Source organism: Synechococcus sp. Cruz-7E5 (genome assembly GCF_024345995.1).
In the GTDB taxonomy this organism is placed as follows: domain Bacteria; phylum Cyanobacteriota; class Cyanobacteriia; order PCC-6307; family Cyanobiaceae; genus Regnicoccus_A.
On the sequence record NZ_JAGQCE010000007.1, the window covers coordinates 34,322 to 60,122 of the forward strand.

25 protein-coding genes are annotated in these 25,801 nt (G+C 65.2%); 6 read left to right on the forward strand and 19 right to left on the reverse strand.

Annotated elements, in window-relative coordinates; genetic code table 11:
• Nucleotide 1 precedes the first annotated feature (1 nt).
• A complete protein-coding gene (locus tag KBY77_RS09500) occupies nt 2-346 on the reverse strand; it encodes a histidine triad nucleotide-binding protein (RefSeq protein WP_255103637.1) in 345 nt (114 codons plus the stop codon).
• Between the two features lie 79 nt (nt 347-425).
• On the opposite strand from KBY77_RS09500, the gene KBY77_RS09505 reads away from it, so the two are divergent.
• A complete protein-coding gene (locus KBY77_RS09505; RefSeq protein ID WP_255103844.1) occupies nt 426-2,018 on the forward strand; it encodes a YifB family Mg chelatase-like AAA ATPase in 1,593 nt (530 codons plus the stop codon).
• 80 nt (nt 2,019-2,098) lie between these two features.
• On the opposite strand, the gene rpsU is transcribed toward KBY77_RS09505, so the two are convergent.
• The 4 genes from rpsU to def are packed head-to-tail and all read right to left on the reverse strand — an operon-like array spanning nt 2,099 to nt 3,965.
• Nucleotides 2,099-2,269, reverse strand: coding sequence for a 30S ribosomal protein S21 (gene rpsU / locus KBY77_RS09510; protein ID WP_006172073.1), 171 nt, complete (start codon nt 2,267-2,269; stop codon nt 2,099-2,101).
• A gap of 58 nt (nt 2,270-2,327) precedes the next feature.
• The gene (locus tag KBY77_RS09515) at nt 2,328-3,095 is read right to left on the reverse strand and encodes a DUF3747 domain-containing protein (RefSeq protein ID WP_255103639.1); all 768 of its coding nucleotides are present in this window, start codon (nt 3,093-3,095) and stop codon (nt 2,328-2,330) included.
• Between the two features lie 60 nt (nt 3,096-3,155).
• On the reverse strand, nt 3,156-3,353 hold the full coding sequence (locus KBY77_RS09520) for a hypothetical protein (RefSeq protein ID WP_094556336.1): 198 nt from the start codon (nt 3,351-3,353) through the stop codon (nt 3,156-3,158).
• Between the two features lie 6 nt (nt 3,354-3,359).
• Complete coding sequence (def, locus tag KBY77_RS09525) at nt 3,360-3,965, reverse strand: peptide deformylase (RefSeq protein WP_255103641.1); 606 nt, start codon at nt 3,963-3,965, stop codon at nt 3,360-3,362.
• A 97-nt stretch (nt 3,966-4,062) separates the two neighbouring features.
• Here def and KBY77_RS09530 point away from each other — a divergent pair, with 97 nt between their 5' ends.
• Together KBY77_RS09530 and KBY77_RS09535 are read left to right on the forward strand one after the other, a co-directional pair.
• The gene (locus KBY77_RS09530; RefSeq protein ID WP_255103846.1) at nt 4,063-5,973 is read left to right on the forward strand and encodes a prolyl oligopeptidase family serine peptidase; all 1,911 of its coding nucleotides are present in this window, start codon (nt 4,063-4,065) and stop codon (nt 5,971-5,973) included.
• A 32-nt stretch (nt 5,974-6,005) separates the two neighbouring features.
• Complete coding sequence (locus KBY77_RS09535) at nt 6,006-7,400, forward strand: sodium:solute symporter (protein WP_315856584.1); 1,395 nt, start codon at nt 6,006-6,008, stop codon at nt 7,398-7,400.
• Nucleotides 7,401-7,418: 18 nt separating this feature from the next.
• Here the strand turns inward: KBY77_RS09535 and KBY77_RS09540 are convergent, their stop codons facing one another.
• Complete coding sequence (locus tag KBY77_RS09540) at nt 7,419-9,500, reverse strand: bifunctional aldolase/short-chain dehydrogenase (protein WP_255103654.1); 2,082 nt, start codon at nt 9,498-9,500, stop codon at nt 7,419-7,421.
• 101 nt (nt 9,501-9,601) lie between these two features.
• On the opposite strand from KBY77_RS09540, the gene corA reads away from it, so the two are divergent.
• Nucleotides 9,602-10,699: a magnesium/cobalt transporter CorA gene (gene corA, locus KBY77_RS09545; RefSeq protein ID WP_255103657.1), complete on the forward strand. Its 1,098-nt coding sequence runs from the start codon at nt 9,602-9,604 to the stop codon at nt 10,697-10,699.
• On the opposite strand, the gene mtnA is transcribed toward corA, so the two are convergent.
• The gene (mtnA, locus tag KBY77_RS09550) at nt 10,664-11,818 is read right to left on the reverse strand and encodes an S-methyl-5-thioribose-1-phosphate isomerase (RefSeq protein WP_255103659.1); all 1,155 of its coding nucleotides are present in this window, start codon (nt 11,816-11,818) and stop codon (nt 10,664-10,666) included. The two genes, corA and mtnA, sit on opposite strands and share 36 nt — an antisense overlap.
• Before the next feature lie 152 nt (nt 11,819-11,970).
• On the opposite strand from mtnA, the gene KBY77_RS09555 reads away from it, so the two are divergent.
• Nucleotides 11,971-12,342: a VOC family protein gene (locus tag KBY77_RS09555; RefSeq protein ID WP_255103661.1), complete on the forward strand. Its 372-nt coding sequence runs from the start codon at nt 11,971-11,973 to the stop codon at nt 12,340-12,342.
• 17 nt (nt 12,343-12,359) lie between these two features.
• Here KBY77_RS09555 and KBY77_RS09560 read toward each other — a convergent pair whose 3' ends face one another.
• From KBY77_RS09560 to KBY77_RS09575, 4 genes are all read right to left on the reverse strand, one after another.
• Nucleotides 12,360-14,327, reverse strand: coding sequence for a monovalent cation:proton antiporter family protein (locus KBY77_RS09560; protein WP_255103664.1), 1,968 nt, complete (start codon nt 14,325-14,327; stop codon nt 12,360-12,362).
• 1 nt (nt 14,328) lies between these two features.
• Nucleotides 14,329-14,736 carry a hypothetical protein gene (locus KBY77_RS09565; RefSeq protein ID WP_255103668.1) on the reverse strand — a complete coding sequence of 136 codons (408 nt, stop codon included), beginning with the start codon at nt 14,734-14,736 and terminating at the stop codon, nt 14,329-14,331.
• A gap of 105 nt (nt 14,737-14,841) precedes the next feature.
• Nucleotides 14,842-15,342 carry a hypothetical protein gene (locus KBY77_RS09570; protein WP_255103670.1) on the reverse strand — a complete coding sequence of 167 codons (501 nt, stop codon included), beginning with the start codon at nt 15,340-15,342 and terminating at the stop codon, nt 14,842-14,844.
• Between the two features lie 90 nt (nt 15,343-15,432).
• Nucleotides 15,433-15,858, reverse strand: coding sequence for a hypothetical protein (locus tag KBY77_RS09575; RefSeq protein ID WP_255103673.1), 426 nt, complete (start codon nt 15,856-15,858; stop codon nt 15,433-15,435).
• Between the two features lie 277 nt (nt 15,859-16,135).
• Here KBY77_RS09575 and KBY77_RS09580 point away from each other — a divergent pair, with 277 nt between their 5' ends.
• Nucleotides 16,136-16,885, forward strand: a complete 750-nt coding sequence (locus KBY77_RS09580; protein WP_255103675.1) for an SIMPL domain-containing protein — start codon at nt 16,136-16,138, stop codon at nt 16,883-16,885.
• A gap of 36 nt (nt 16,886-16,921) precedes the next feature.
• Here the strand turns inward: KBY77_RS09580 and KBY77_RS09585 are convergent, their stop codons facing one another.
• The 8 genes from KBY77_RS09585 to KBY77_RS09615 form a co-directional block, all read right to left on the reverse strand.
• Nucleotides 16,922-17,539, reverse strand: a complete 618-nt coding sequence (locus KBY77_RS09585) for a hypothetical protein (RefSeq protein ID WP_255103685.1) — start codon at nt 17,537-17,539, stop codon at nt 16,922-16,924.
• A 149-nt stretch (nt 17,540-17,688) separates the two neighbouring features.
• A complete protein-coding gene (gene speG / locus KBY77_RS09590) occupies nt 17,689-18,270 on the reverse strand; it encodes a spermidine N1-acetyltransferase (protein ID WP_255103687.1) in 582 nt (193 codons plus the stop codon).
• A gap of 40 nt (nt 18,271-18,310) precedes the next feature.
• Entirely contained in the window at nt 18,311-18,673 is a 363-nt protein-coding gene (locus KBY77_RS09595) for a hypothetical protein (RefSeq protein WP_255103690.1), read from the reverse strand.
• Nucleotides 18,674-18,890: 217 nt separating this feature from the next.
• Complete coding sequence (locus KBY77_RS09600) at nt 18,891-19,364, reverse strand: hypothetical protein (protein ID WP_255103692.1); 474 nt, start codon at nt 19,362-19,364, stop codon at nt 18,891-18,893.
• A 743-nt stretch (nt 19,365-20,107) separates the two neighbouring features.
• Nucleotides 20,108-20,476: a cupin domain-containing protein gene (locus KBY77_RS09605; protein ID WP_255103694.1), complete on the reverse strand. Its 369-nt coding sequence runs from the start codon at nt 20,474-20,476 to the stop codon at nt 20,108-20,110.
• Between the two features lie 121 nt (nt 20,477-20,597).
• Nucleotides 20,598-20,861, reverse strand: coding sequence for a type II toxin-antitoxin system RelE/ParE family toxin (locus tag KBY77_RS16775; protein WP_399212608.1), 264 nt, complete (start codon nt 20,859-20,861; stop codon nt 20,598-20,600).
• A 665-nt stretch (nt 20,862-21,526) separates the two neighbouring features.
• Nucleotides 21,527-22,645, reverse strand: a complete 1,119-nt coding sequence (locus KBY77_RS09610; protein WP_255103696.1) for a DMT family transporter — start codon at nt 22,643-22,645, stop codon at nt 21,527-21,529.
• Nucleotides 22,646-22,649: 4 nt separating this feature from the next.
• Nucleotides 22,650-25,769: an efflux RND transporter permease subunit gene (locus KBY77_RS09615; protein ID WP_255103698.1), complete on the reverse strand. Its 3,120-nt coding sequence runs from the start codon at nt 25,767-25,769 to the stop codon at nt 22,650-22,652.
• Between the last annotated feature and the right edge of the window lie 32 nt (nt 25,770-25,801).

Genomic DNA, 25,801 nt, shown 5'->3' on the forward strand with positions numbered 1-25,801 from the left:
GTCAGCCGGGGGGCCAGAGCAGGGGCCGGCCACCGATCACGTGCACATGCAGGTGAAAGACCGTCTGTCCGGCCTCAGCTCCGTTGTTGATGACCATGCGCCAGCCGACAAGACCCTCCTGCTTCGCCACCTGAGCCGCCACCAGCAACAGATGGCCCAGCAGAGCCTGATGGCGAGGCTCGGCGTCGGCGAGGTTCACCAGGGGCTCGCGCGGAATCACGAGCACATGCACCGGTGCCTGGGGCTGGATGTCGCGGAAGGCCAGGCACAGCTCATCGGCATGAACCTGATCACAGGGGATTTCACCGCGCAGGATGCGCGCAAAGATCGTCTCGCTCTCGGCCATGGCGACTCCGCCGGAACCCGGCAACGAATGGGGATGAGACAGGCAGGGCACTCACTGGGTATCCGATGCCCCAATGCCGATGTTGGCACGCTGCAGCAGCGCCGCCCTCCAGGGACTGGAAGGCCGAGAGGTTGCGGTGGAGGTGGACATCGCCCCAGGTCTCCCCGGGCTCCAGATCGTTGGTCTGGCGGAAGCGACTGTGCGCGACGCCCGCGAGCGGGTGCGAGCCGCCCTGCGCAACAGCGGCTTTCGCGTGCCCCTCACCCGGGTGATCGTGAGCCTGGCCCCGGCGGATCTGCGCAAGGAGGGGCCGGCTTTCGATCTGCCGATCGCCCTGGGGCTGCTGCTGGCTTCGGGCCAGCTTCCGCCCGAGCGAATGAAGGGGATCTGGAGCGCCGGAGAGCTGGGCCTCGACGGCAGCCTGCGGCCCGTGCGAGGGGTGATGGCCCTGGCCCTGGCCGCCAGGCGTGGCGGAGCTCGGGCCCTGGTCGTGCCCCAGGCCAATGGCGGCGAGGCGGCGCTGGTGACGGAGCTGGCGGTGTGGCCGGCGAATGATCTGGCGCAGCTGATGGGCTGGCTGGCGGATCCACGGGGCATTCCGGTCCCGGTGCCCGCCCTGGCCCAGCCGGGGGCAGGCCTACCCGACCTCGCCGAGGTGATCGGTCAGGCCCACGGCCGGCGGGCCCTGGAGATCGCCGCGGCCGGTGGCCACCACCTGTTGCTGGTGGGTCCACCGGGCAGCGGCAAAACGATGCTGGCTCGACGCCTGGCGGGTCTGCTGCCGCCCCTGCCACGCCAGGAGGCTCTGGAGCTCACCCAGCTCTATTCGGTGGCAGGGCTGCTGCCTGAGGGTGGCGCCCTGATGGGCTCAAGGCCCTTCCGCGCGCCCCACCACAGCTGCACGGCCACTGCCCTGGTGGGCGGCGGCGCCACGCCAAGACCGGGGGAGCTGTCGCTGGCCCACCACGGCGTGCTCTTCCTCGATGAACTGGCGGAGTTTCGCCGCGAGGTGCTTGAGCAGCTGCGCCAACCCCTGGAGGAGGGAGAGGTGTGGATCAGCCGCTCAAGGCAGCAGAGCCGCTTCCCCTGCCGCGCAACCCTGGTGGCAGCCACCAACCCCTGTCCCTGCGGCTGGTTCGGCGATCCTGAGCGGACCTGTGTCTGCGGCGAGGCTCAGCAGCGGCGCTACTGGTCACGGCTCTCAGGCCCTCTGCTCGATCGCCTCGATCTGCAGGTGGTGATGGGCAGGCTGGAGCCCGGCGCCCTGGCAAGCAGCTACGGCTTGGGAGCAGAGCGGGCGGCCGGGAGGGGGAAGCGGCCCGAGAACTCGGCCGAGGTGGCAGCGCGGGTACTGAAAGCACGACAAAGGATGCTCCGTCGCAATCCTGACGGCAGGGCCAATGGCCAATTGACTGGCAGGTGCCTCAGGAGCGTGGTGCAGCTCAGTGAAGGGTCCCTGCAGCTCTGGCAACAGGCGATCACCCGTCGGGGTCTGAGTGCACGGGCTGGAGAACGCCTGCTGCGGGTGGCCCTCACCTTGGCGGATCTGGAGGACACCCAGGCAGTGAGCGCTCAGCACCTAGGGGAAGCGCTGTCGTACCGATCGTTCGACCAGATCGGCAACGACTCGTCGTTGAAAACGGCTGGAGGGGCTGAAGCCGAGTGCAAATGAGAGCACACGGTCAGAGGAAGGTTCGGAGCTGATCAGCTTCCGGGGCTGATCAGCTCTTGCCGAGCACAGTTGGAAGGTGATCAGCGACGACGACGGCGCTGCTGGGCCTTGCGCTTGTACTTCTCGGTGGGTGTCTCATGGTGACGCAGGCGCTTTAGATCGGCGAAGATGCCGGCTTTGGACACCTGCCGCTTGAAGCGGCGCAGGGCCGATTCGATGCCTTCGTTTTCGCCGACGGTGACCTGGGTCATGAACCACGCAGTGGGGCAAGTTGAACGTCAATGTAGCAATCGGCTCAGCGGGTCCCAATCACGGCTGGGCCTTGATGCTGGGGATGGGCATCGGTGAAGGGGCAACCGGGGTAACAGGGGCCCCAGGCGCGACGGGAGCAGGAGGATTGGTTGCTGAAGCACCAACGACAGGCGGAATGGTTGCGGGAGCCTGACTGGAGGGAGTGGTGAAGGCTGGGGCCTGAGCCTCGGGTAAGGAGGTCTCCTGGCCGGGCCAGGTGTCCCGGTAGATGTAGACGTGGCCGAGGGCGCGGTTGCCGTAGTGGCGGCGCATGAGCTTCCAGCCCGGTTCGGGAACGAACTGCAGAAACCCATCGCTGTGACCCTGGGTGCGGGCCACCACCACCTCGGGACCCGCCTGGTTGCGGCCCGGTGCCGCCAGCAGGATGTTGTCGCTGCCCTGCCGCACCACGCTCAGCCTGTACACGGTGGCCAGATCGCTGCCGCCCACCCGCAGGGAGTAGCCGTTGGCATCCATGTAGCGGGAGCAGATTCCGGTGAAATCAAAGCTGCCCAGCAGGGGCTCCACCCGGGCCGGGGACGAGCCGCTGGTGGAAAAACAGGGGCGGCGATCGCTCACCTGCTCGTAGATGTTCAGCTGGGCGCGCACACCATCACCGATCGGTGCCGCCACCAGCACGAACTTCGACTGATCCAGATCACGGGCACTGAAGAGAGCCCCCTGGGCCGCAACGGGTCCAACAGCCGCGAGGCCCAGCAACACCGGCAGGGACGGCACCAGCGAGCTGAGCGATCGCAGGAGGAGCGGCAATGGCGCGACGCGCATCGGTGGACGAGACAAGGTGAGCCCGATCGTAGAAGTGAGATCCAGCGACGCCAGGGGGGGTCAGCTGGCCTTGTTGAGACGAATTGCGACCAGCAGGCTGATCACCGTGCCCGGCAGACAGGCCGCCAGGATCAGCCTGGTGGTGAGGACACCCAGGTCGGGGTCGCCGTAGGAGAGCTCGAAGACGGAACCGGTGGCGGCGATGCCAAGCAGGCAGGCCAGTCCGAGAAAGACCCCGGCGAGGGGTTGCATCGGCATGGGGGATCAGCGCTGGGAGTGGACATCATCACGGCGGAACCCGTGATCCTTGAGCTCCTCGTTGAGGCTGAGCTCATCGCTGACCAGATCGACGAAAAGCACACCTTTGAGGTGGTCCATCTCGTGCAGGATGCAGCGGGCAAGCAGGCCATCGGCCTTGATGCGACGAGGACGGCCCTGCTCATCGCGATAACTCACCTCCGCCTCGCTCGGGCGCACCACAGAGAGGTACACGCCGGGGATGCTCAGACAGCCCTCCTCGTAGGTATTGAGCGCAGCGCTGGTGGAGTTGATTTCCGGGTTCACCAGCACCATCGGCGGCGTGGCCGCATTCTCCGGATCGAGGTCGATCACCAGAAGTTGCTTGTGAACGCCCACCTGGGGAGCGGCCAGGCCGATGCCGTGGGCGCTGTACATGCTGCGCAGCATGTCGCGGGCCAGTTCACGCACCGCTTCATCCACCTTGCTGATGCGCTTTGCGGGCTGGCGCAACACCTGATCACCGAGCTTGTGGATCGTCAGCGGTGGTGCATCCAGCACCTGCTTGGGAACCTGGACCGTGCGGCTGGTCTGCTCCGCCTGACGGGCCATCTTGGCGAAGCTGCTGGCCAAAGCGTCACCTGAAACTATGGGGTGATTGTAGGAGCCGCTGGTGGGGCACGGTTCAAGCCAGGGTTCAGACGCCAACCCGGGTCGCCCCCTGCCGGCAATGGCTGTGGTGGGTCGCACACCCCGGATCAAGGAGCCCCAGCTGCACCGAGACCGGCTGTTCTGGCTGGAGCAACGCCCCGCCGAGCAGGGGCGAACCACCTTGATGCTGAGGCCCTCGCCGGAAGCGGCGGCCATCGAGCTCACCCCCGGCGAGTGGAACCTGCGCAGCCGCGTCCATGAGTACGGCGGCGGGGTGGTGGCCGTGGACCGAGGGACCGCCGGAGCTGGCACTGGAGAGCTGGTGGTGGTGGTAAACGATCACGATCGCTGCCTCTGGCGGCTGGAGAGCGGCCAGCCGGGAAGGGAGCCCAGGCGGCTCACCGAGCCGGGGCAGCGGGCCTTCGCCGATGGGCTGATCGATGGACGGCGGAGGCGCTGGATCGGAGTGATGGAGGCCGGTGGGCTCGATCAGCTGGTGGCCGTGCCGCTGGAGGGGGGTGAACCGCAGCTGCTGCGCCAGGCCCTCGACTTCTGCGGCTATGCCGCGCTCAGCCCCGATGGCGCCCAGCTGGCCTGGGTGGAGTGGCAGCAGCCGCACATGCCCTGGGACCGCAGCCAGTTGTGGCTGGCGGACGTGGAGCCCGGGGGAGGACTGGGCCCTGCTCGCCTGGTCGCCGGCTCAGGCGCATCTGGGCAGCCGGAGGCCTGTTCGGTCTTCCAGCCCCTGTGGCTGCCGAACGGGGATCTGGTGGTGGCAAACGACCGGCATGGCTGGTGGAACCTCGAGCGGCTGGAGGCCGCTGGCTCGGGTCCATGGCAGCGGCTGTTGCCGATGGAGGCGGAGTTCGCCATGCCGCAGTGGGTGTACGGGATGCGCACCACCGTCTGTGATGGCCAGCAGCTGGTGGCTGCCGCCTGCGTGCAGGGCCGCTGGCAGCTGGGCCGCGTGCTGCTCAACGACCCAGGCCCAGGTGGCTCGAAGGATGGGCCCCTGGCGCGCTGGGAGCCGATCCCCTGTCCCTTCGATGATCTCGAGGCGCTCTGGGCCGATAACGGCCAGCTGGTGGCGGTGGCCGCCAACGGCAGCACCGAGGCTGGCCTGCTCAGCCTTGATCTGAAAAGCAACCGCTGGCGGCACCAGCCGGCCGCCGAGCTGACGGCTGTGCCCGCCGCGCGGGGCCAGGCAGCGGTTAGCGGCAGCCCGGCGGAGGCGCTCTGGTTCGAGGGCTACGGCGGCCGCCCCACCCATGCCTGGTATCACCCGCCCCAGGGGGGGGACCACGCCGACGCGCCACTGCTGGTGAAGGGTCACAGCGGACCCACGGGCATGGCCCACACCGGCCTCAACCCCGCGATCCAGTACTGGACCAGCCGGGGCTGGGGCGTGGTGGATGTGAACTACGGCGGCTCCACGGGTTTCGGGCGGGCCTATCGCGAACGGCTCGATGGGCTCTGGGGCGTGGTGGATGTGGCCGACTGCGCGGCGGCGGCCCGCGCCCTGGTGGCGGCGGGCCGTGCCAGCTCAGAGCGGATCGCGATCGAGGGGGGGAGCGCCGGCGGATTCACAGTGCTGGCCGCCCTCTGCTTCAGCGATGGGTTCCGTGTGGGTGCCTGCCGCTACGCAGTGGCCGACCTCGCCGGCCTGGCCAGCAGCAGCCACCGCTTCGAGGCCCGCTACCTGGATGGTCTGGTGGGACCGTGGCCGGCGGAGCGGTCCACCTATGAGGCTCGCTCGCCCCTGCGCCATGCCGATCGGATCCGCTGCCCGGTGATCTTCTTTCAGGGACTCCAGGACCAGGTTGTGCCCCCGGAGCAGACCGAGCGGATCGTCGCGGCGCTCGCCGCCAACAGGATTCCGGTGGAGCTGCATCGATTTGCCGCTGAAGGGCATGGATTCCGCAGCGGCGCCGTGCAGATTGAGGTGTTGGAGTCCACGGAAGCCTTCTTCCGGAAACACCTCGCCCTCTGATGCCCTATCTACCCGCAAGCATCAGGATCCTGGTGGAGGCTGTCGAGACTCCCGCCGTGGCGCTGGTGGCGCTGGGCCTGGTGCTGGTGGTGGGCCGCAGCCTGGGCCACGTGCTGGGGCTGCGCCACTGGGGCATCCCCGAAGCGCTCCTGGCCGGAGTGCTGGGCCTGCTGGTGGCACCGGCTGGGCTGGTGCCCCTGCTCAGCCAACCAGTGATCGGAATCTGGGAGCAGCTGCCGATGGTGCTGCTCACCCTGGTGTTCGCCACGCTGTTGCTGGCCAAACCCCTACCCAGGCTGGCGGGGCTCTGGCGGCCGCTGTCAGCCCAGGTGCTGCTGGCCCTCACTCTTGCCTTCGGCCAGTACATGGTGGGAGGACTGGTGGTGCTGCTGGTGCTGCAGCCATGGCTGGGAGTCCATCCCCTCATGGCCTGCCTGATCGAAGTGGCCTACGAGGGGGGGCACGGCTCGGCTGCCGCGATGGGCGCCAGTTACGCCAGCCTGGGTTTCGAAGGCGGCGAGGCCCTGGGTCTGGCCATGGCCACAGTGGGATTGCTCATCTCCACGGTGGTGGGGGGGCTGGTGGTGCTGCTGGCCCGCAGCCGGGGCTGGTTGATGGGGGGCTCAACGATCGCCTCAGGAGTGACGCCCCCCCCCGAAGCAGAACCCGGTGCAAGCTCCGATCAGGGGGAGGCCGCTCCAGCCCAGGCCATGTTGCCGCTGCCACCACCGCCGGAGCTTAGATTTCCGGCCCTGGCCCTGAACCTGGCCCTGACGGGGATCGCCGTGGCGATCGGCGTGGTGGCTCTGGCCGGCTTGCGCCTGGTGGCCGACCACGTGGGCGGTGGACTGGCGCTGGTGGTCGATGTGTTTCCGGTGTTCCCCCTGGCCCTGGTGGGATCGCTGCTGGTGCGCTGGCTGCTGGAGCAATTCGGCAAGGACCACTGGGTCTCGACCCAGGTGCAGAACCGCCTGGCAACGGTGTCGGCTGATCTGCTGATCGCGGCGGCCACTGCCTGCCTGGATCTGTCCCTGCTGGCCCACGACTGGAAGTCGCTGACGGCCCTGGCCGTGGCAGGCCTGGCCTGGAATCTGGGGGTCGTGCTGCTGCTGGGTCCGCGGATCCTGCCCTCGGCCTGGTTCGAGCGGGGGATCCTCGAATTCGGCCAGGCCACCGGCGTGGCGGCCAGCGGCTTGCTGCTGCTGCGCATGGCTGATCCACTCGATCAGAGCGAGGCCTTGCAACCGTTTTCGATCAAGCAACTCCTGCTGCAACCGTTCGTGGCCGGCGGGTTGATCACCGTGGTGGCGCCGCTGGCGGTGAGCAGCTGGGGGCTGCCGGCCTGGACCGGACTCTGCCTTGTCCTGGTGCTGATCTGGGTTGGCCTGGGCCTGGGCCTGATTGCCAGCTCCCGAAGCGTCAGCTGAGGCTTTGACCGCATCATCTCAGCGCACCATCGCCGCCACGTTGCCCCCATCGACGGTGAGCACCGCGCCTGTGGTCCGCTCCAGCAGGGCCAGGGCCACGAAGGCCTCGGCCACATCGCTGGCCCGCACCTCTTCGCCCAGCAGGTTTCCGGCCATGTAGGCCTCCTCGCTGACGCCCCGGGCAGCGGATCGCTGCTGGATCATGACCTCATCCAGCAGGCCGGAGCGGATGCGATCGGCATTGATGGCATTGGCACGCACCCCTTCGCTGCCACCCTCAAGGGCGTACTGGCGCATCAGGGCCAGCAGGGCCGCCTTGGCGATGCCGTAGGCGCCGAAGCCGGGACCGGGGTTGAGCGCCTGCTTGCTGACATTGAAGAGCAGCTGACCACCCATACCCTGGGCCCGGAAGATGGCCATCGCCGCCTGGGCGACGCTCTGGTGGGCGAAGAGGTTGAGCTCGAAGCTGGCGCGCAGGTCGGCGTCGCTGAGCTCGGCGATGGCACCACTCCAGGCGGCACCGGCATTGCTGACCACGATGTCGAGGCCACCGAAGTGGGCCGCGACCGCCGCCAGTGCCTGACGCACCGCCTGGGGATCGGTGAGATCACAGGCCAGACCAAGGGCGCGGCGCCCGCAGGCGGCGGCCACCGCCTGCGCCTGCTCCCCCTGGCGATCCAGCACCGCCACATCGGCGCCGCGCTGGGCGAAGGCGCGGGCGGTGGCCCCGCCGATGGCGCCGGCGCCCCCGGTCACCAGCACCACCCGGCGGGCCAGAGGAAGCTCCCTGGCCTTGCCGAGCTTGGCCTGCTCCAGGCTCCAGTACTCCATGTCGAAGGTGTCGTCCTCGCCGACGGGCTGGAAGCGGCCGAGCGCCTCCGCCGCCAGCAGGGTGCGGGCCCAGGCTTCGGCGATGTCGGCGGTGACGGCGGCCTCCTGGGCGGAGCGGCCCAGGCCCACCAGGCCCAGACCCGGCAGCGCCAGCACCCGCGGCAGCGGATCCAGCGGCGTGCGGCCGCCGCCGACCCGCTGGTTCTGGCGGGCCACATACGACTTGTAGTCAGCGATGAATGCGTCGAGCGCCGAGGCCGCGGCCGCCGTCCAGCCGGCCAGATCGTCGCAGGCGGCCGGCAGCACCAGGGGCTGGGCCTTGGTGCGGATCACATGGTCGGGGGTGGCCACGCCGCGGCTGGCCCACCCATGCAGGCGCTGATCGTTGACCACCGCCAGGGCGGGTTCTGAAGCGCGGAGATCAAGCAACCAGCGAAGGGGAGCAGCATTGGCCTCGGCGGCCCGGCTGAGCAAGCCGCGCAGCACCGGCAGCACAGCCGCCGCGGGAATGGGGGGCTTCGGCATGGCTATCGGCTGGGCCTGGGCGCTCACCCGGGCCAGGCGCGCCTCGGCCTCCCCCACCAGGGCCAGCATCCGCCCGTAGCTCTGCTCCGCCGTGGCGCCGAAGGAGAAGAGCCCATGCTGCAGCAGCACCATGCCCTCCAGCTCCACCCCGGCGGCCCTGGCCCGCTGCTCGGCCGCCTCGTAAGCCTCAGCCGCCGCCAGGGCCAGGGCGAAGCCGGGCATCACATAGGGAACGAGGGCAACGCGATCGCCGTAGACCTCTCGGCAGAGGGCTGCGGCATCAGGCTGATCGGCCAGGGCCAGCAGGGCGATCGAGTGGGTGTGATCGACGAACTTGTGGGGCAGGAACGCGTGGAGGAGGGCCTCCACCGAAGGGTTGGGGGCGGCGGGATCGATCAGGTTGCGGCGCTGGGCGGCCACCATGTCCTCGTCGCTGAGGCGCTCGAGAACCCGCAGGCCCTGCAGGGGCTCCAGGCGCACGGCCGGGTGGCCCGGGGGCTCGATGGTGGCCAGGTCCCAGCCGCTGCCCTTGACACACAGCACCGGGATGGTCTCCCCCAGCAGTCCGGTGACCGTGGTTTTCACCGAGGTGTTGCCACCACCATGCAGCACCAGATCTGGGTCGGCGCCAAGCAGGCGGGCGCTGTAGGTGCGCAGGGCCAGGTCTGCGCTGACGCCCTCGGCGCTGTAGCGGGCCACGGCGGCCTCGGCCTCAGCCTGCGACCAGCGGTTCTGACTCGGCATCAGGCGGAGTGGCGGCGAATGGCCAGGAGGCTAGGGAAGGGCGCAGCGGCTCAACCATGCCAGCATCAGATTGATTGAGGCCTGCAGCAGCAACCGCGGCGATGGGGCGATCCAGCAGGTCCAGGCGGCGCCGCGAGGCACGCACGGTTGGCAGCAGCACCAAGGCCGGGCTGTCGCCGGGAACCATGGTGTTCGTGGGCGAGCGCAAGTGCGCGCGCTCGCGGGTCGACATCATCGATTACAACGTCGAGCAGGTGAGTGAAGCCCAGGACGTGGAGGTGGACCAGTGCTTCCAGCTGGCCCTCGCTGACAACAGCGTGACCTGGATCAACGTCAACGGCATCCACGATGTGGCCTTGATCGAAAGTCTCGGCCAACACTTCGGCCTGCACCCGATGACGCTGGAAGACCTTGTGAACACGACCCAGCGCCCCAAGGTGGAGGAGTTCGGGCACTACCTCCTGATTGTGATGAAGATGATGGAGTTCGATCGCAGCAACTCGGCAATCAGCATCGAACATGTGAGCCTGATCCTGGGCGATAACGTGGTGCTCTCCTTCCTGGAGGATGAGGGGGATGTCTTCAATTCCCTGCGTCAGCGGCTGCGAACAGGGATGGGGCGCATCCGGCACATGAAGGCCGACTACCTCGCCTACGCGCTGATGGACGCGGTGGTGGACCACTACTTCCAGGCGATCGAGCAGATCGGTGATCGCATCGAGGAAATCGACGACAAGATCCTCGAAGATCCAAGCCCGGACGACATCCAGGACATTCACTACCTCAAGCGCGACGTGCTGACCCTGCGCAAGGCGGCCTGGCCCTGCCGCGAAGTGATCAGCGCGATCGAAAAGGGTGAGTCGCCTGTGCTCACTGCCAGCACCAAGGTGTACTGGCGCGATCTCTACGACCACACCATCCAGGTGATCGACATGGTGGAGACCTACCGCGACATCCTCGGCGGCATGCACGACACCTATCTCTCAAGCCTGAGCAACCGCATGAATGAGGTGATGAAGACCCTCACGATCATTTCCTCGATCTTCATCCCGCTCACTTTCATCGCCGGGGTTTATGGCATGAATTTCGAGCACATGCCGGAACTGCGCTGGCGCCTGGGCTACCAGGGCGCTCTGGCCTTGATGTCCCTGATTGGCGTGAGCCTAGTGATCTACTTCCGCCGCAAGCGATGGCTCTGAGCACTCCGGAGCCTGCCCGTAGAGGCCCAGCAGGCCGGCTTCGCTGGCTGGTGCCACGCCACGCTCGGTGATCAGGGCCGAGACCAGCCGCGCCGGGGTGACATCGAAGGCGGGGTTGAAGCCCTCGCTGCCCTGAGGCGGGAGCTGGACCGTGACGAGCTCACCTGCGGACGATCCAACTGAGGACAGCCCCTGGATGTGGGTCACCTCCTCGGAGGAGCGGGCCTCGATCGGGATCTCGGCCACGCCATCGGCGAGGGTCCAGTCGATGGTGGAGGCGGGCAGGGCCACGTAGAAGGGCACGCCGTTATCGAAGGCAGCGAGGGCCTTGAGGTAGGTGCCGATCTTGTTGCAGACATCCCCCGTGCGGGTGGTGCGGTCGGTGCCCACGATCACCGCATCCACGAGTCCGTGCTGCATCAGGTGGCCGCCGGCGTTGTCAACGATCACGGTGTGGGGAACCCCCTCGCGGCCGAGTTCGAAGGCCGTGAGGTTGGCTCCCTGGTTGCGGGGGCGCGTTTCATCCACCCACACATGGATGGCCAGGCCGGCCCTGTGGGCCTTGTAGATCGGTGCCAGGGCGGTGCCCCAGTCGACGGTGGCCAACCAGCCGGCGTTGCAGTGGGTGAGCACTCTGAAAGGCTCCTGCTGCCGCTCGGGAGGCCGCACCGCCGCCAGCTGCTGGAAGAGCGCCAGACCGTGATCCCCGATCGCCTCGCACATGGCCACGTCGGCGTCGGCGATGGCGGCTGCCTCCAGCGCAGCGGCTGCGGCCCGCTCGGCCGGGGGCAGCGGCGCCACCCGATCGCGCACCCGCTCCAGCGCCCAGCGCAGGTTGATGGCGGTGGGGCGGGTGGCGTTGAGCTGCTCAAAGGCGGCAGCGAGCGAGGCATCACCTGGATCAGCCTGCAGGGCCAGCATCAGCCCATAGGCGCCGGTGACACCGATCAGGGGGGCGCCGCGGACCACCATGGTGGAAATCGCTTCGGCGGCCTGATCGAGCGTGGCGAGCGAGCGCGTGCTGAAGCGGTGGGGCAGCTGGGTCTGATCGATCACCCCCACCGAGCGGCCACCCTGCTCCAGCCAGATCGTGCGCCAGGCCTTGCCGTCGATGTTCATCGGATGCCGCGTGCCACCAGAAGCCGGTTCATGCTGACAAACAGTCCGCCAGCGCCCTGGTGAGCCCGGCCCAGCTGGAGGGCGGACAGCACCTGGGACCAAAGGGTCTCAAAACGCCGCTTAGGCTGATCCTGCCCCTGGCCAGACGAGCGATGCCGATCAATCCCGTCACCTGGTTCGAGCTGAACGTGCACGACATCGAACGTGCCAAGGCCTTCTACGGAGCCGTGTTCAAGGTGGAGTTCCAGGACATGTCGAACCCGGAGATGGACTACTGGTGCTTCCCGATGGACGACAAGCAGGTGGGCGCCGGCGGTGCGCTGATGCGCATGGCCGGCTGCGAGCCCGGCAAGGGCGGAACGATGGTGTACTTCAGCTGCGAGGACTGCGCCGTGGAAGAAAGCCGCGTGGTGCCGGCCGGCGGCCAGGTCTGCCGCCCGAAAATGGCGATCGGCGAATTCGGCTTTATCTCCGTGGTGCTCGACACGGAGGGCAATCCGATCGGGCTCCATTCCATGCGTTGATCGCGTGTGTCGCGTCTTCAGAGCACGCTGGCTGGATCCCACGCCTCGGGACCGATCACGAAGAGGATGTCGCCCGCCAGCAGGAGGGTGTGGCCGTGGGGATGCGTGATGGGGTCCCCTGCGCGGGTGATCGCCAGGATCGTGACGTTGTGGTCCGCCCGAAGGCCGCAGCTGGCAATGGTGTGGCCCACCAGCAGTGACTTCTCGCCCAGACGCAGGGAATGGGTGGTGAGGTGGGGAACCGCCACACGCAGGTCGCTCACGGCCGTGGACTCCGGCGAGAGGCTGCGGGCCATCTGGCGCCAGTCGCCGCGCACTTCACCGATCAGACGCTTGATGTCGTCGCGGGGCACGAGCATCCGCGCCAGCACGCGGGAGAACACCTCGATCGACACCTCCAGTTCATCGGCGATCACCTCATCGGCTCCCAGGGCCAGCAGGGTTTCCACCTCGCGCAGGTAGCGGCTGCGCACGAGGATGAAGGCATCGGGAGCAAAGCGGCGCGCCAGTTCCACGATGCGCCGGGCACCGGCTGGATCATCGATCACCACCACGATGGCGCGGGCCTGATCGGCATGCACCAGACGCAGGATCGGCTCCTGGCTGGCATCGCCGTAGTGAATCGGCTCGCCAGCGCTGAGGGCGTCGCGCACGATCGCGGCATTCACATCCAGTACGGCATAGGGGATGTCGCAGCGCCGGGCCGTGCGGGCCAGGTTGGCGCCGGTGACGCCGAAGCCGACGATCAGGATGTGGCCGCTGAGGCCATCGGTCCTGCCTGAGCTGACTGGCACCAGGCGACGGCGCTCGAGCCGCCGCAGAGGGGTGCTGGCCACCCAGGCGGCCAGCCTGGGACCACCGGCCACCAGCGCTGGGGTGAGCATCATGCTGAGCACGGCCACATCGAGCACGGTCTGAAAGATGTCGGGCCCGAGCAAGCCGGTGCTCACGCCCGCCTTGGTGGCCACCAGGGAGAATTCACCCACCTGGGCGAGCGCCAGGCCGGTGAGCACCGAGCCGCCCAGGGGCAGGCCAACCACCAGGGCCGAGGCGGCGGCCACCAGGGGTTTGATTAGCACCACCCCCAGGGTGAGGAGCAGCAGATCGAGCGGGTGGGCGAGCATGAACTGGATGTCGAGCAGCATGCCGATCGACACGAAGAACAGGCTCATCAACACATCACGGAAGGGCAGCATCACCGCCACCGCCTGATGGGAATACTCCGACTCCGAGAGAATGAAACCCGCCAGAAAGGCACCCAGTGCCAGCGACAATCCCAGCGACTGAGTCATCATCGCGATGCCCACGCAGAGACTGAACACACCGAGCAGAAAGGCTTCCGAACTGCGGGTGCGGGTGATGCGCTCGAGCAGCCAGGGCACGATCCAGCGCCAGGCCAGCCAGGCCACGATGGCCACCAGGGCAATCCTCCCCAGCAGGGCCGCGATCGCCCCTACTCCCGATGCCGCTCCCACCCCCGCGAGCAGGGGGGCCATCAGCATCACGGGAACAACGCCCACATCCTGATAGATCAGGATCGCCAGGGTGGTGCGCCCATGCGGTGTTTCCAGTTCGGCGCGCTCCTGCAGCATGCGCAGCACGATGGCGGTGCTGGAGAGCGCCACCACGAAGCCCACATACATCCCCTGTCCCTGGGAGAGCCCTAGCCCGGTGCAGATCGCCCCCACCAGGGCTGCTGTTCCAAAGAACTGCAAGGATCCACCGATCAGAAAGTGACGTCGCAGACGCGCCACATCCGCCAGGGAAATCTCCAGCCCGATCACGAACAGCAGCAGCACCACGCCGATCTCGGCCAGTAGTTCGATCTCGTGCACGTTCTGCACCAGCTTGAACAGATCCGGCCCGGCGAGCACACCCGCCAGCAGCAGACCGATCGAGCTGGGAATGCTGAAGCGGTGACAGACCACCACCGCCACGGCCGACATCGTGAAGATCACGACAATGTCGAGCAAGAGGGATGTCATGTCACTGCCACTTGCGGCCATCGGTGCTGCGGTACGTTCCTCCACCCTGGTTGCCGCCGCCGGCACCCAGGGCCTGCATCAGCAGGAACACCTCCAGCCTGTCTCCCTTGCGCTCGATGCTCTGCTCGAAGCAGAAAGCAAAGGGATAGAAGTCGGGCTTGAGCACAAGCTCCCGGCGGAGACTGCGGCGGGTGACCTCAAGCTTGTAGAGCTTGCAATCCTGCAGCAGAAACGCCAGCTCCTCGCCGCTGAGGGTGGTCTGGAACACGCGGCCGCCCTTCGGGGCCACCTTCTGCTGCAGCCGCTCCAGCCGCCAGGCGGGTGAGTTCCAGATGTGCCGCGCCGTGATCAGGGCCAGAACAAGGCCGCCCGCCAGGGCCAGGGCGGGGAGGGGCCTGAATGCAGCCATGGGCGATGCCCGGGCGAAGAAGCAGGTTACCGGGGGTCCGGTGGGAGCCCTGAGACGATGGTTACGGCACCGGACCAGCCGGGTCACGTCGTCTGGATGGAAGGGTCAGGCAGTGCCTGGCCGCCGCTGGAACAAGACTGCATAACCCATGGCCATAAGCCCACTGTTTCGGAGCGCACTACCGATCGTCTGAAGGATGTCTGGCGAGGGAATGAGCGCCAGAAGCAGATTCAGGGAGAGACCCGATGCAAAGAGCAGCAGGGGCCACCGGGGCCGCCAGCCCGCAAGCAGTGCCGACCAGACGAACAGGAAGCCTCCGATCACCATGACGGCACCGTGGACCGTGTACAGGGTGCCCAAACGAGACCACAAGGCCTCGTAGGTGGGAATTCCCTCAGCGAGGGCATACAGAGTTGTGTGGGCAAAGTAAGTGAAAGCAACTCCATAGAGACCTGCACCGATGAGGCCCAGCAGGTTTTGCCGCGGTTCATACACGGCGTAGAGACCGAGAAGCAACCAGGGCATCGGCAGGAAGGCGACGTAGTTGAGCCAGAGCTGGGCTGTCGAGAAGCCGCCGTGGAACCACTCCAAGACGTCCGTGGTCAAGTGCAGCGCTGGTGCGACAACAGCGGCGATGCCCACGGCCATGGCCAACTGGGACCGGGGAGGTTCACGATGGTTCATCGGCAGAAAGGATCAGGCCACATGCTCCTGGCTGGCGAAGGCCTGATGCCTGGAAAGGCGAAGCCTTGGCATGGCGGCGAAGACGAACAGCATGACCATGTAGACCGAGCCTGAGACTTGATCTCGGCTGCTGATGTACTGCGCGATGGACCGTTCCTGAAGCATCATGGCGAGGGTCAACTCCGCCGCAATGACAAGGACCAGGGCCAGGCCGCCAGTGATCAGCGAGCGGATCGGTGAGCAGATTGCAGGAAAGCGGCGAAGAATGTGCCCGGCTGCCAAGTAGATGACCACAGCCATGATCGGCATCTCCGCAAGTTCCGCCCATCGTTCACCGATGCGCGGGACAACGAGGGGGACCCTGAGCAGGCCGAGCAGGAACCCGGCGCCCAGAACGATGAGGCAATACGCGAAACCAGCTTGGATGACTTTTGACATGGCTGCGTATGTCAAGGAAGTTGGATTGAGAGAAAACCCATGCTCCCATCATCTGACGCCTGAACTCAGCCGCGTCGAGAAGAGGCTCGGCTGGAGTGAGTGGAAAGGACACTTCACGTCAACTCCATGAGCGCCATCAAATGCGCCAGCTCCTTGTCCACAAGAGTGACGTGCTCGTCAACGAACTGCCTGCTGAACGCAGGCGGCTGCAAGAAACGCGAAGACGCGATCCTTCGGGGCTTCAGACTGCACAACAAGCTCAGCCAACCCCAGGGCCATGGGTCGACTCTCCCCGCTTGTCAACACCCTGCGCCGCACGCCACCGCTGGTGTTCGCCATGGCGGTGCTGGCCACGGGTCTGGTGGTGGCCAGCAGTGTGCTCGTGAAGGGTATCCGCCGCGGCAACGACACCATCACCGTGACCGGTTCCAGCACCGAGCGCATCACCAGCGATTTCGTGGACTGGACCGTGGAGGTGGCCCGGAGCGCGCCGACCCTGCAGGCCTCCTATCAGGAGCTGCAGCCGGAGGTGCAGCGCACCCTCGCCTTCCTGCGGCAGCAGGGCATCGCCGCCGATGCCATCAGCCTCAACCCGATCAAGTCCGAAAAGGCAGACGTGCGCGACTCCCGCACCGGTGAGCTGCAATTCACCACCTTCACCACCCGCCAGCAGATCCGCATCAGCAGCCCCGAGGTGGAGAAGGTGGCCGCGGTGGCCCGGCAGATCGGTGAGCTCGTGGGCCAGGGAGTGCCGCTCACCATCAACGATCCTGCCTACACCTACACCAAGCTCCCCGAAAAGCGGGTGGACATGCTCGCCAAAGCCACCCGTGATGCCCGGCATCGCGCCCGCGAGATCGCGCGTCAGGCCGGCTCCCGCATCGGCGTGATAACCCAGGCCGACACCGGCTCGTTCCAGATCACCGTGCCCAACTCCACCGAGATGAGCAGCTATGGCTCCTACGACACCAGCACGATCGAGAAGGACATCACCGCCGTGATGGGTGTGACGTTCCGGGTGGAGTGAGCCGGGTGGAGTGAGAGGCCGGCCCGGAGTCAGGCGTCAGCTCGCCCCTATGGCGACAACGGCCTGCAGGAGTTCTGTCGCCCGCTGAATGATGGGTGCGGCCATCGGCTCTCGCTGCATGACGGTCATCGGAGCTTCGCCAAAATACAGACCATCGGAGACAAGGAAAGTAAGGCGGATGTTGTCGCGTTTCGGTGGCGCCAGCCTTGCCTCCTTCCAGGGACCGATGGCGTCGACGACAGGCTGGGACATCGCGAAGAGGTCCTGAACCAGGTGCGTCATCGATGGAACGGCGTCGACCACGGCGATCCTGCCGCTCTGATTGACGTAGCGAACGCCTCCATTGGAATAAGCGGCAAGCGCATCCAGGCCTCCAGCGAGAGGGACTTCAATGATCACGCCGAGCAGTTGCCGGGGAGGAACTGACTCACCGAGATGGCGCAATGCCTGATAAGCCAGGTACCGGACCCTCCCCTCCTGGCGTTCATCCGCCGCCAGGATGCGAAGCGCCCGGAGATCTGGCGGATCCTGCGCCAGTTCTGCCTGCCACGGTGCTGGTTCCTCCCCTGAACGTGCCAGAAAGGCTGATGCGTCGTCGCAGAACAGCAGGTTGTATATCGTATTGGCCGCCTCCGAGGGATAAGGGGAATACATGGGTTGAGTAGGCATGATCGCCGCTGGCGGGGAGCCTTCGCAGGATGTTAGGCCGGGGGGCGGGGCAGGAGTTCAGCCATGGGGAAGCACCCATGGGATGGCGACGCAACCCGTGGCATGGCCGCCGGAGAGCAGAAACCTGAAACGGCTCAAGGAATAGGTTCGAGTGAATGCCGCGGACATTCTCCCTGTGGCTGCATCAGACTGCGTTGCCGAAGCCTCTCAAAATAACTCTCCTGTAGGATATACATTCTCCTCACATCCTGGTAGCGGCCACCACTGAAGAACTCCTTGACGAAATAACCTTCTTCGGCAAAGCCACAGCTTTCATAGAGATGAATCGCTCTTTGATTCTCGATGGCAACCACAAGATAGATCTTATGAAGATTCATGATGCTGAAAGCATAGTCCAGCGCTCTGCCGATGAGATCCCTGGCAAAGCCCTTCCCTTGATGAACAGGGTCAATGATGATCTGGAATTCAGCCCGGCGGTGGATGTAATCGATCTCGATGAGCTCAACCAGTCCGACAGGCTGCTGCTGGCTGTCTTCAGCGATGAATCGACGCTCAGCGTTGTCGTGAATATGCCTGCTGTAGAGCTCTTCAAGTTCATCAAAAGATTCATAGGGCTCTTCGAACCAGTAGGACATGATTTGTCGATTATTGTTCAGGCGATGAACAAAGCGCAGGTCCTTGCGTTCAAGCGCGCGAAGCGAAAGATCACTGCTCATGGCGACAATCTGTCCTGGATGAAAGAGTCATGCCAGTGGCTCATTCCGCAGTGCGCACAGGATCGCGGCAGAAGCGGCTGCTGCTGATCGGCCCGGCGGGCAGGTAACCCCAGGCCGGGTCGGAACCGAAGCTGTACACCTCCTGACCGGCGCGCTCCACCTTGAACAGCGTCCAGCTGTTGCGTTCGCAGCTCAGGCCGATCACCGCCCGGCCATCGGCCAGGGGCACCTCCACATGCCGGATGCCGTCATACACGTAGAGCAGGCGTACCTTGCCATGCTCCAGCAGCGCCGTCAGAGGCTGCCCCTGGGTCTGGGGCTCAGGCTGGCCAGCGGCAGCGAGCGGCAGGCACAGCACGATCGCCAGGGGCACCAGCTTCGACACGCCAAGACCAGAAGCCATGGGAGAAGCATCCGCGTCCCACCAGCCTGCCAGACCTGTGGCGGCCAGCGCCCCCCGCCATGCCGAACGACATCCCAACACCGGGGCAGGCCGGAGGATCGTCTCCTCTGCAGGGTGATGCCGTCACCAACCTGCTCTCCACGATGGTGGGCTTTCTGCCGTAGCTGCTGTATTCCACGGGGATCCGGTCAGTGCTTGCGGCCCCAGCAGATCGGCATCAGAACGCCCGCATAGGCCTCGCCCCGGCCCGGCGGTAGGCCTCGAGCCAGGATAGGGCCTGAGGGAGTTCGGCGGAGAGATGCCTGGAATTGGCATCGATTTCGAACAGGAGATCCGACTCGGCGAACCCGTGGGTGGGCAGCCACACGGCGTCCTGGCGAATGTCGACCAGCCCTGCGTCGGCCAGGAGGCCCGACAGCTCGAGGCCGATCCACGGGTTCTGAAACGTCCGGAGCCAGTCGTGCTGGTGTCCCGTGTCAATCAGGTTGAACTCGCAGCCGCTCCCGGTGTGCCGCGACTGCGCCTCAGCGATGAGCGTCCGGCTGCGGTCGACGCCCACGGCCCGCACGCCTCGCGCCTTCATCCGCACCACATCGTCGCCGAGCCCGCTGGCCACCTCGAGGGCGGAAGCTCCCGGTTCGAGCCCCAGAAGATCAAGTGCGCGCGCCTTGGACGCCCGCCCTGCTGCCATCGACTGAAGACAGTCGAGACAGCGAATGATCCTTTCGGGAGCGGTCGCATCGACATCACGGAATCCGACGGGAAGTGAGTCTGGAGCGGCGTCATTTATGGGAAGGGAGCGTGATGATCTGATTATCCGCTCTCGTTAACAACTGAGGACCATGGAATCCGCTGTCACCCAGCAAGTTGACTGAGACACTCAGCCACCACCCATCAACACGGACATGGCACTGCCGACAACCAAGGTTCATGAGGATGGATCAGGCACACAGCGAACGCTGGCCATCACCTGTCCGCGAAAAGCCGACCCTTCCGTTTCAAGATCTTGGTGAGAGTACCAAGGCCGAACGACGTCCAGCCTGCTCACCACCAGTCAGTGGTGTGAATGTCAGCAATGCAAGGACCTCTCGATCAGGGACATCAGCAGGTGACACTAGAAGATCCCCATGCCAACAGCAGATCCTGTGTCAACAAAAGAATGAAGGTTGCTGTCTGTCACTCCCGCCAAAAGATCATCCAAACCAAGGCGAGGGGCCAGCGCTGGCTTCGCAACAAGTTCACCGTCCTTGGCCCTCAGACTCAATTCAGCACCAACACCAAGCTGAATCTTCTCAGGCAGACCACACAGGATCCGTACGCCAAGGCTGGTGATTTCCCCAGTTGTTGACCAAGGTTCACAGGACAACGTCTTGGCTATGGGATGAGTACACTGGCTTTGGGTCGGAGCTACATTGGCCCCATCTCACGAACAGATCACTCAACGCTGCCCTTGGGAGCCAGCCATGTCGTTTGATTGACGGGCGCAGGCATGAAGGCCAGTTGCCGCAGCAGGCCGGAACCAAGGTTTCTTAGGGAGTGCGGCGTGTTCGGTGGAATGATCAGCACGCTGCCTTGTTCATACCTCTGCCAGGGTCCACTGTTCAGGGAGCACTCGGCGACTCCGGAAATGCAAACGATGACTTCCTCGTAGGGGTGCTGGTGAAACGGCACCTCGACCCCTGGGTTCAGCACGTGCTCGTACAGCAGGGACGCCTGGGTTCCCAAGGCTTTGTCTGCGATGGGGAAGAGAATGCGCTCGGTAGAGGAGGGCGTCTTGCCAAGCATGTTGTGGTGGATCGGCATTGCGCCTCCTAGATGCATTGAGTATGAGGCCTAACGCTCAAGTTCAGAAGCGGGCGAGAAACATAGGCATTGCCGATTTCCTCGGCTCCCGCCTTCTGTATCTTGATGTTAGAAGGTCCATTCATCGATGGACATCTCCTCTGTGGCCGACCTTAACAACGTCGACAACGCGCGACTTATCATCGACAGAGTAGATTACCCGATAGTTGCCTTGACGGACACGATAAAGGTTCTGCCTGCCCGCGAGCTTTTCAGATCCTGAAGGCCGCGGTTGGGCAGCTAGCGATTTGACTTTCTCAATCAATCGACCCAGAGTCGCTTTATCAGGTATTGCCTGAAGTTCTTTAGCAGCCGATGGCTTAATCGTGAGGCTATAGTCGGCCACAATCTCTTAGGCTTGTGACAAACTCTTCGAAGCTAGAGCTTGACTCAGCCTGCCTCTGTTCAGCATCCTTCAAATCGTCCGCATCTTCGACCAATGTCATGCGAACTGCCTCATTGACCATGTCCGAAATTGAGCGGTTACATGCAGCGGCTCTCAGTCGCAGTGCACGATGCACATGCGCGTCGAAGTAGATGGTAGCCCGCTTCGTTTCATCCATTCCTTGAGCCAAGCGCTTTAACGTCAAGACGTCAAGACGGTGGCGCTACCGGCTTTCTTCTGATCCTTCGAACACTGCCCCTGAGTGGCAGGCAAGACGCAACCGCTATCGAAACCGACTTGACTGTGGTCTTTCTACTCCAGGGGCTTGTTCGACAGGTGTTGCCTCTCCACGGGCATCGTTTACAGGCCTGAGCATCGCCAGTAGTACTCAGACCGCATCCGCTTCGATTCTCACACTGGTGCTTGATTTCAGCCCTAAGACCATGATCATCTTGTGATTAGTGCCAACACAGAATCCGAGGGTTCCTGGTATTGGGTGTTACAGTAATTGTTCAACCGGCTGGATTCCTTCCATCCGAGAGCGTTAGCTTCTCCCGCATGATAGTGCCCAACAGCTGACATTGACCAAGCCTCGATGCTGGCAGTTTCAGCCGTCACGAAGAGACTCAAAGTCCCTGGCTGTGACCATGCCGGTGATGCACATCACTGACGTGGGCGTGCTCGTGCTCAATCGGGAGATGCTGATGCTCATGGGCATGCCAGTAAGCCCGTTGTGGGTTGGCTGGGCCGTTGTCATCGCCAGGGTGGTTGTGGCTGTGGTGGGGGTCACCGCCGGCGGGGTCGTGGCGGTGACGGTGGGCATGGTGGAGCGCTTGGTGCCGATGCCAGTGGGAATGGTCTTCCTTGATCAGCAGGGCGACGCCGAGCAGCATGGCGGCTGACGCCATCGCCATACCGCTGGTGAAGGCCTCACGCAGCACCAGCAGGGAGAACAGCAGACCCACGAAGGGTGCCGTGGAAAACACGAGAGCTTCGCGGGCCGCCCCCAGGTGACGAAGCGCCAGCAGATCCAGCCAGATCGAGAGCCCATAGCCGCCACTGCCGATGGCCAGCACCGCCAACAGAGCTGGCCAGGCTGGCAGCGTCTGGCCGGCCGCTAGGGCCAGCAGGAGCATGGGGCCTGAGGCCCCAATCGCCTTGAGCAGGGCGATCTGCAGGGGGTCGCGCAGGCTCAGGCGCTGGCTGAGGTTGTTGTCGATCCCCCAGGCCAGGCAGGCGCCGGCGATCAGGACGGTGCCCTGCAGGGTGGCTCCGTGCAGAGAGCTCTCCGTGAGCAGCACGGCACCGGAGAGGATCAGCACGGCAGCGATCAACCCCCTGCGGCTGAGGTGCTCACGTCCGATCAGCACCGCGATCAGCAGCGTGAACACTGCTTCCAGGTTCAGCAGCAGCGAGGCGGAGCCCGCCGAAAGCAGGGTGAGACCCTGGACCAGGCAGATCGGACCAACCATCCCCCCCAGAACGGTGAGCCCCAGCAGCGGTGGCAGGTCACGGCGCTGCACCGGTGACTCCTGCTGCTGATGACCACGGAACCCACGCACCACCAGCAGTGCGAAGGCGGCCCCGCTGTAGAGGAGCGCCGCGATCATCAGCGGCGAACCTGCTCCGCTCACCACGCTGATCAACGGAGCGCTGAGGCCGAAGAACAGTGCGGCCAGCAGGCCAGCGATCAGCCCATGCCGCTGGGGGCTTGTGCTGATCACTGTGGGACGGTCGCTCCCCATGGCCTCAAGCCTCGCGCAGGGCTGGCTTGAGGCGAGGCAGCAACCAGCCGCCGAAGCGGGCGTAGAGGGCCGGCAGCACCAGCAGGGTGAGGATGGTGGAGGTGATCAAGCCACCGAGCACCACAATCGCCAGCGGTTGCAGGATCTCGTTGCCCGCCCCGAAGGCCAACGCCAGCGGCAACATGCCCAGGGCGGAGGTGAGAGCCGTCATCAGGATCGCGTTGAGGCGCTGCAGGCTGCCGGCGCGGATCACCTCCTTGAGCTCCATGCCTTCGGCGTGTCTGCGGTTGTAGTTGTCCACCAGCAGCAGGCCGTTGCGCACTGCCACCCCGAACAGGGTGATGAACCCAATCAGGGAGGCCACCGAAAGCACACCGCCGGTGAGCAGGATGGCCACCAGGCCACCGACAAGGGCCAGGGGCAGATTGATCAGGATGGCAATCGTGGCCGGCAGAGATTTGACGGACACGAACATCAACACGGCAATTACCACCGTGGCCAGCAAGCTGTAGAGCACCAGGTTGGCGGTGGCACGCTCCTCTGATTCGAACTGCCCGCCGTAGCGGATCAAGTAGCCGCTTGGCAGCTTGATCTTGTTGTCGATCGTCTTTTGAATGTCGCCGACGACAGTGCCCAGTGGCCGGCCACTGACGTTGGCAGACACCACGATCAAGCGGGATACATCCTCCCGGTTCACCACATTGGCGCCCAGTCCGTTGTCAATCCGGGCAAGGGATCCAAGCGGCAGCATGGTGCCCGCGGGGGTAGTGATCGGAATAGCCCGTAGGGCATCGAGGCTGTTACGGGATTGCTCTGGCAGCATCACCACCACATCGGTCCGATCGGTGCCGTTGCTCACCACCTGGCCCACCGTCTTGCCGTTGAGGGCGATCTCCACCGCATCAGCGAGTTGCTGCATCGTCAGTCCGTTGGCGGTGGCGGCCTTGCGATCGAAAGCGATCTGCACCTGCTGGATGGGCAACTGGGGTTCGAGCTGCAGATCCACGACTCCCTCGATCGGCTCGATCGCATCACGCACCTGCTCGCCGATCCTGCGCAGCTCCGCCAGGTCGGGCCCGTAGATCTTGATCGCGATGGCGCTGCGCACCCCCGAGAGAACCTCATCCATGCGGTGGGAGATGAAGCCGCCGATGTTGGGTGCCACGCCGGGCAGCTTCAGGAAGGCTTCACGGAGTGCGGCGATGGCGGCAGGGCGATCCTGCATCGCCGCATCGCTCAACTCCACATCCACATGGGCCAAGTTGACGCCTGCCCCATCGGCATCTCCCGGGGCCCGGCCGGTACGCACCTGCACCCACTCAAACAGTGGACTGGCCTTGAGGGTATTGGACAAGGCCAAACCGGCGCGGTTGGTCATCTCAAGGGAGACCCCGGGGTAGAGCACCATCGAGTTCACCAGGGATTTCTCGCGGAACTCCGGCAGGAACACCCGCCCGAGGCTGGGGAGGATGGCGCAGGCCAGCACCACCACGGCCAGGGCCACGGCCAGCACCCGCTTGGGTGAGATCAGCGCCATCTCCAGCATTGGCCGATAGGCCCTCTCGGCCCAGTTGGCGATCCAGGTGTTCTCGGCGGGGAGCCGTGTGTTCGCCAGCAGAATCCCGCAGAGCGCTGGCGAGAGGGTGAGTGCCACCAGGGTGGAGGCGGCGATCGAAAGCAGATAGGCCAGGCCCATCGGCGCGAAGATCCGCCCTTCCACTCCGGTGAGGCTGAAGATCGGCGCGAACACCACCGCTATGATGACGGTGGAGAGAATCACCGGCTGGCGCACCTCCACCGAGGTTTCGTACACCACCTGCAGGGGATTCTTTGGCTGGTTGGACACCTGGTTGCGGCGCAGCCCGCTGTAGCAGTTCTCCATGTCCACGATCGAATCGTCGACCACAGAGCCGATCGCCACCACCAGGCCACCGAGGGTCATGGTGTTGATCTCCAGCCCAAAGGCGCGCATCAGCATCAGGCCGATCAGCAGCGACAGGGGGATGGCGCTGAGGGTGATCACGGCGGTGCGCCAGTTCATCAGGAACAGCACCATCACCACCGAGACGATCGCGATGCCTTCGATCAGAGAACCACTGACGTTCTTGATCGCCGTATCAATGAAACTGGCCTGCCGGAAGGTGCGCTGCACCTGAATATCGCTCGGCAGGGTCTTGCTGAGGGCGGCGATTCGCTCTTCCACCTCGCGGGTCACCCTTGGCGTGTCGATATCGGGCTGCTTGTTGATCATCAGCACCACGGCCGGCTTGCCGTTGAAGCTGCCATCGCCGCGCTTGAGGGCGCTGGCCAGCTGAACTTCGGCGACATCACCGAGCCGGAGCGATTGGCCATTGCTGCCTGTCACCACGGAATCGGCGAGATCCTCGGGACTGCTGGCCTGGCCGCTGGCGCGGATCAGCTTCTCCTGCCCGCCCGCGATCAAAAAACCGCCGGGTGCATTGGAGCTTGCTGCTGCAGCCGCCTCAGCCACGGCCTGCAGCGAAACATTACGTGCCTGCAGTTGCTTGGGATCGATCTGAATCTGCTGCTGGGCCTCCTCACCGCCGTAGAGGGTCACCTGGGAGACACCGGGCACCGCCAGGATCTGGTGGTTGAAGGTGGTGGCGACGATTCGCCGCAGCTCCATCGGCGTGGTGGGACCGCCACCCTTCAATGTGAATGCGTACTGCAGGATCGTGCCCAGCGGCGACACCAGCGGCGAGATGGCCGGGGCGCTGGCATTGGCGGGCAGCTCCGCCTCAATCTGTTGCAGGCGTTCCGCCACCGATTGGCGGGCCCGGTTGATGTCGGCGTTCTGATCAAACACCACCTGAACCATCGAGAGCCCCACCTTCGAGGAGGAGCGCACGGTTTCCACTCCCGGCAGTCCGTTGACGGCCGATTCGATCGGCACGGTGATGCGCTGCTCCACCTCTTCCGGTGCCAGGCCATCGGCGGTGGTCTGCACATCTACCTGGGGAGGGGCGAACTGGGGGAAGACATCCAGGGGCATGCGGCTGAGGATCGAAAGGCCCCAGAGCGTGATCAGGATGGCGGCCACAACCACCAGCCAACGTCTGGCGATCGATGTGCGCAGCGTCTGGTTGAGCAGGCTTTCAAACATGGGAATGGGTTGAGTGGCGGTAGAAAGCGCAG

Coding starts and splice junctions, on each gene's coding strand:
- KBY77_RS09595 (WP_255103690.1), bottom strand. CDS start 18,673: ATGGCTTCTGGTCTTGGCGTGTCGAAGCTGGTGCCCCTGGCGATCGTG.
- KBY77_RS09580 (WP_255103675.1), top strand. CDS start 16,136: ATGGGTCGACTCTCCCCGCTTGTCAACACCCTGCGCCGCACGCCACCG.
- KBY77_RS09565 (WP_255103668.1), bottom strand. CDS start 14,736: ATGGCTGCATTCAGGCCCCTCCCCGCCCTGGCCCTGGCGGGCGGCCTT.
- KBY77_RS09505 (WP_255103844.1), top strand. CDS start 426: ATGTTGGCACGCTGCAGCAGCGCCGCCCTCCAGGGACTGGAAGGCCGA.
- KBY77_RS09500 (WP_255103637.1), bottom strand. CDS start 346: ATGGCCGAGAGCGAGACGATCTTTGCGCGCATCCTGCGCGGTGAAATC.
- speG (WP_255103687.1), bottom strand. CDS start 18,270: ATGAGCAGTGATCTTTCGCTTCGCGCGCTTGAACGCAAGGACCTGCGC.
- KBY77_RS09515 (WP_255103639.1), bottom strand. CDS start 3,095: ATGCGCGTCGCGCCATTGCCGCTCCTCCTGCGATCGCTCAGCTCGCTG.
- rpsU (WP_006172073.1), bottom strand. CDS start 2,269: ATGACCCAGGTCACCGTCGGCGAAAACGAAGGCATCGAATCGGCCCTG.
- KBY77_RS09610 (WP_255103696.1), bottom strand. CDS start 22,645: ATGGGGAGCGACCGTCCCACAGTGATCAGCACAAGCCCCCAGCGGCAT.
- KBY77_RS09575 (WP_255103673.1), bottom strand. CDS start 15,858: ATGTCAAAAGTCATCCAAGCTGGTTTCGCGTATTGCCTCATCGTTCTG.
- KBY77_RS09615 (WP_255103698.1), bottom strand. CDS start 25,769: ATGTTTGAAAGCCTGCTCAACCAGACGCTGCGCACATCGATCGCCAGA.
- KBY77_RS09540 (WP_255103654.1), bottom strand. CDS start 9,500: ATGCCGAGTCAGAACCGCTGGTCGCAGGCTGAGGCCGAGGCCGCCGTG.
- KBY77_RS09585 (WP_255103685.1), bottom strand. CDS start 17,539: ATGTATTCCCCTTATCCCTCGGAGGCGGCCAATACGATATACAACCTG.
- KBY77_RS09605 (WP_255103694.1), bottom strand. CDS start 20,476: ATGCCGATCCACCACAACATGCTTGGCAAGACGCCCTCCTCTACCGAG.
- KBY77_RS09520 (WP_094556336.1), bottom strand. CDS start 3,353: ATGCCGATGCAACCCCTCGCCGGGGTCTTTCTCGGACTGGCCTGCCTG.
- mtnA (WP_255103659.1), bottom strand. CDS start 11,818: ATGAACATCGACGGCAAGGCCTGGCGCACGATCTGGCTGGAGCAGGGT.
- corA (WP_255103657.1), top strand. CDS start 9,602: ATGGGGCGATCCAGCAGGTCCAGGCGGCGCCGCGAGGCACGCACGGTT.
- KBY77_RS09555 (WP_255103661.1), top strand. CDS start 11,971: ATGCCGATCAATCCCGTCACCTGGTTCGAGCTGAACGTGCACGACATC.
- KBY77_RS09530 (WP_255103846.1), top strand. CDS start 4,063: ATGGCTGTGGTGGGTCGCACACCCCGGATCAAGGAGCCCCAGCTGCAC.
- KBY77_RS09600 (WP_255103692.1), bottom strand. CDS start 19,364: ATGGCAGCAGGGCGGGCGTCCAAGGCGCGCGCACTTGATCTTCTGGGG.
- KBY77_RS09560 (WP_255103664.1), bottom strand. CDS start 14,327: ATGACATCCCTCTTGCTCGACATTGTCGTGATCTTCACGATGTCGGCC.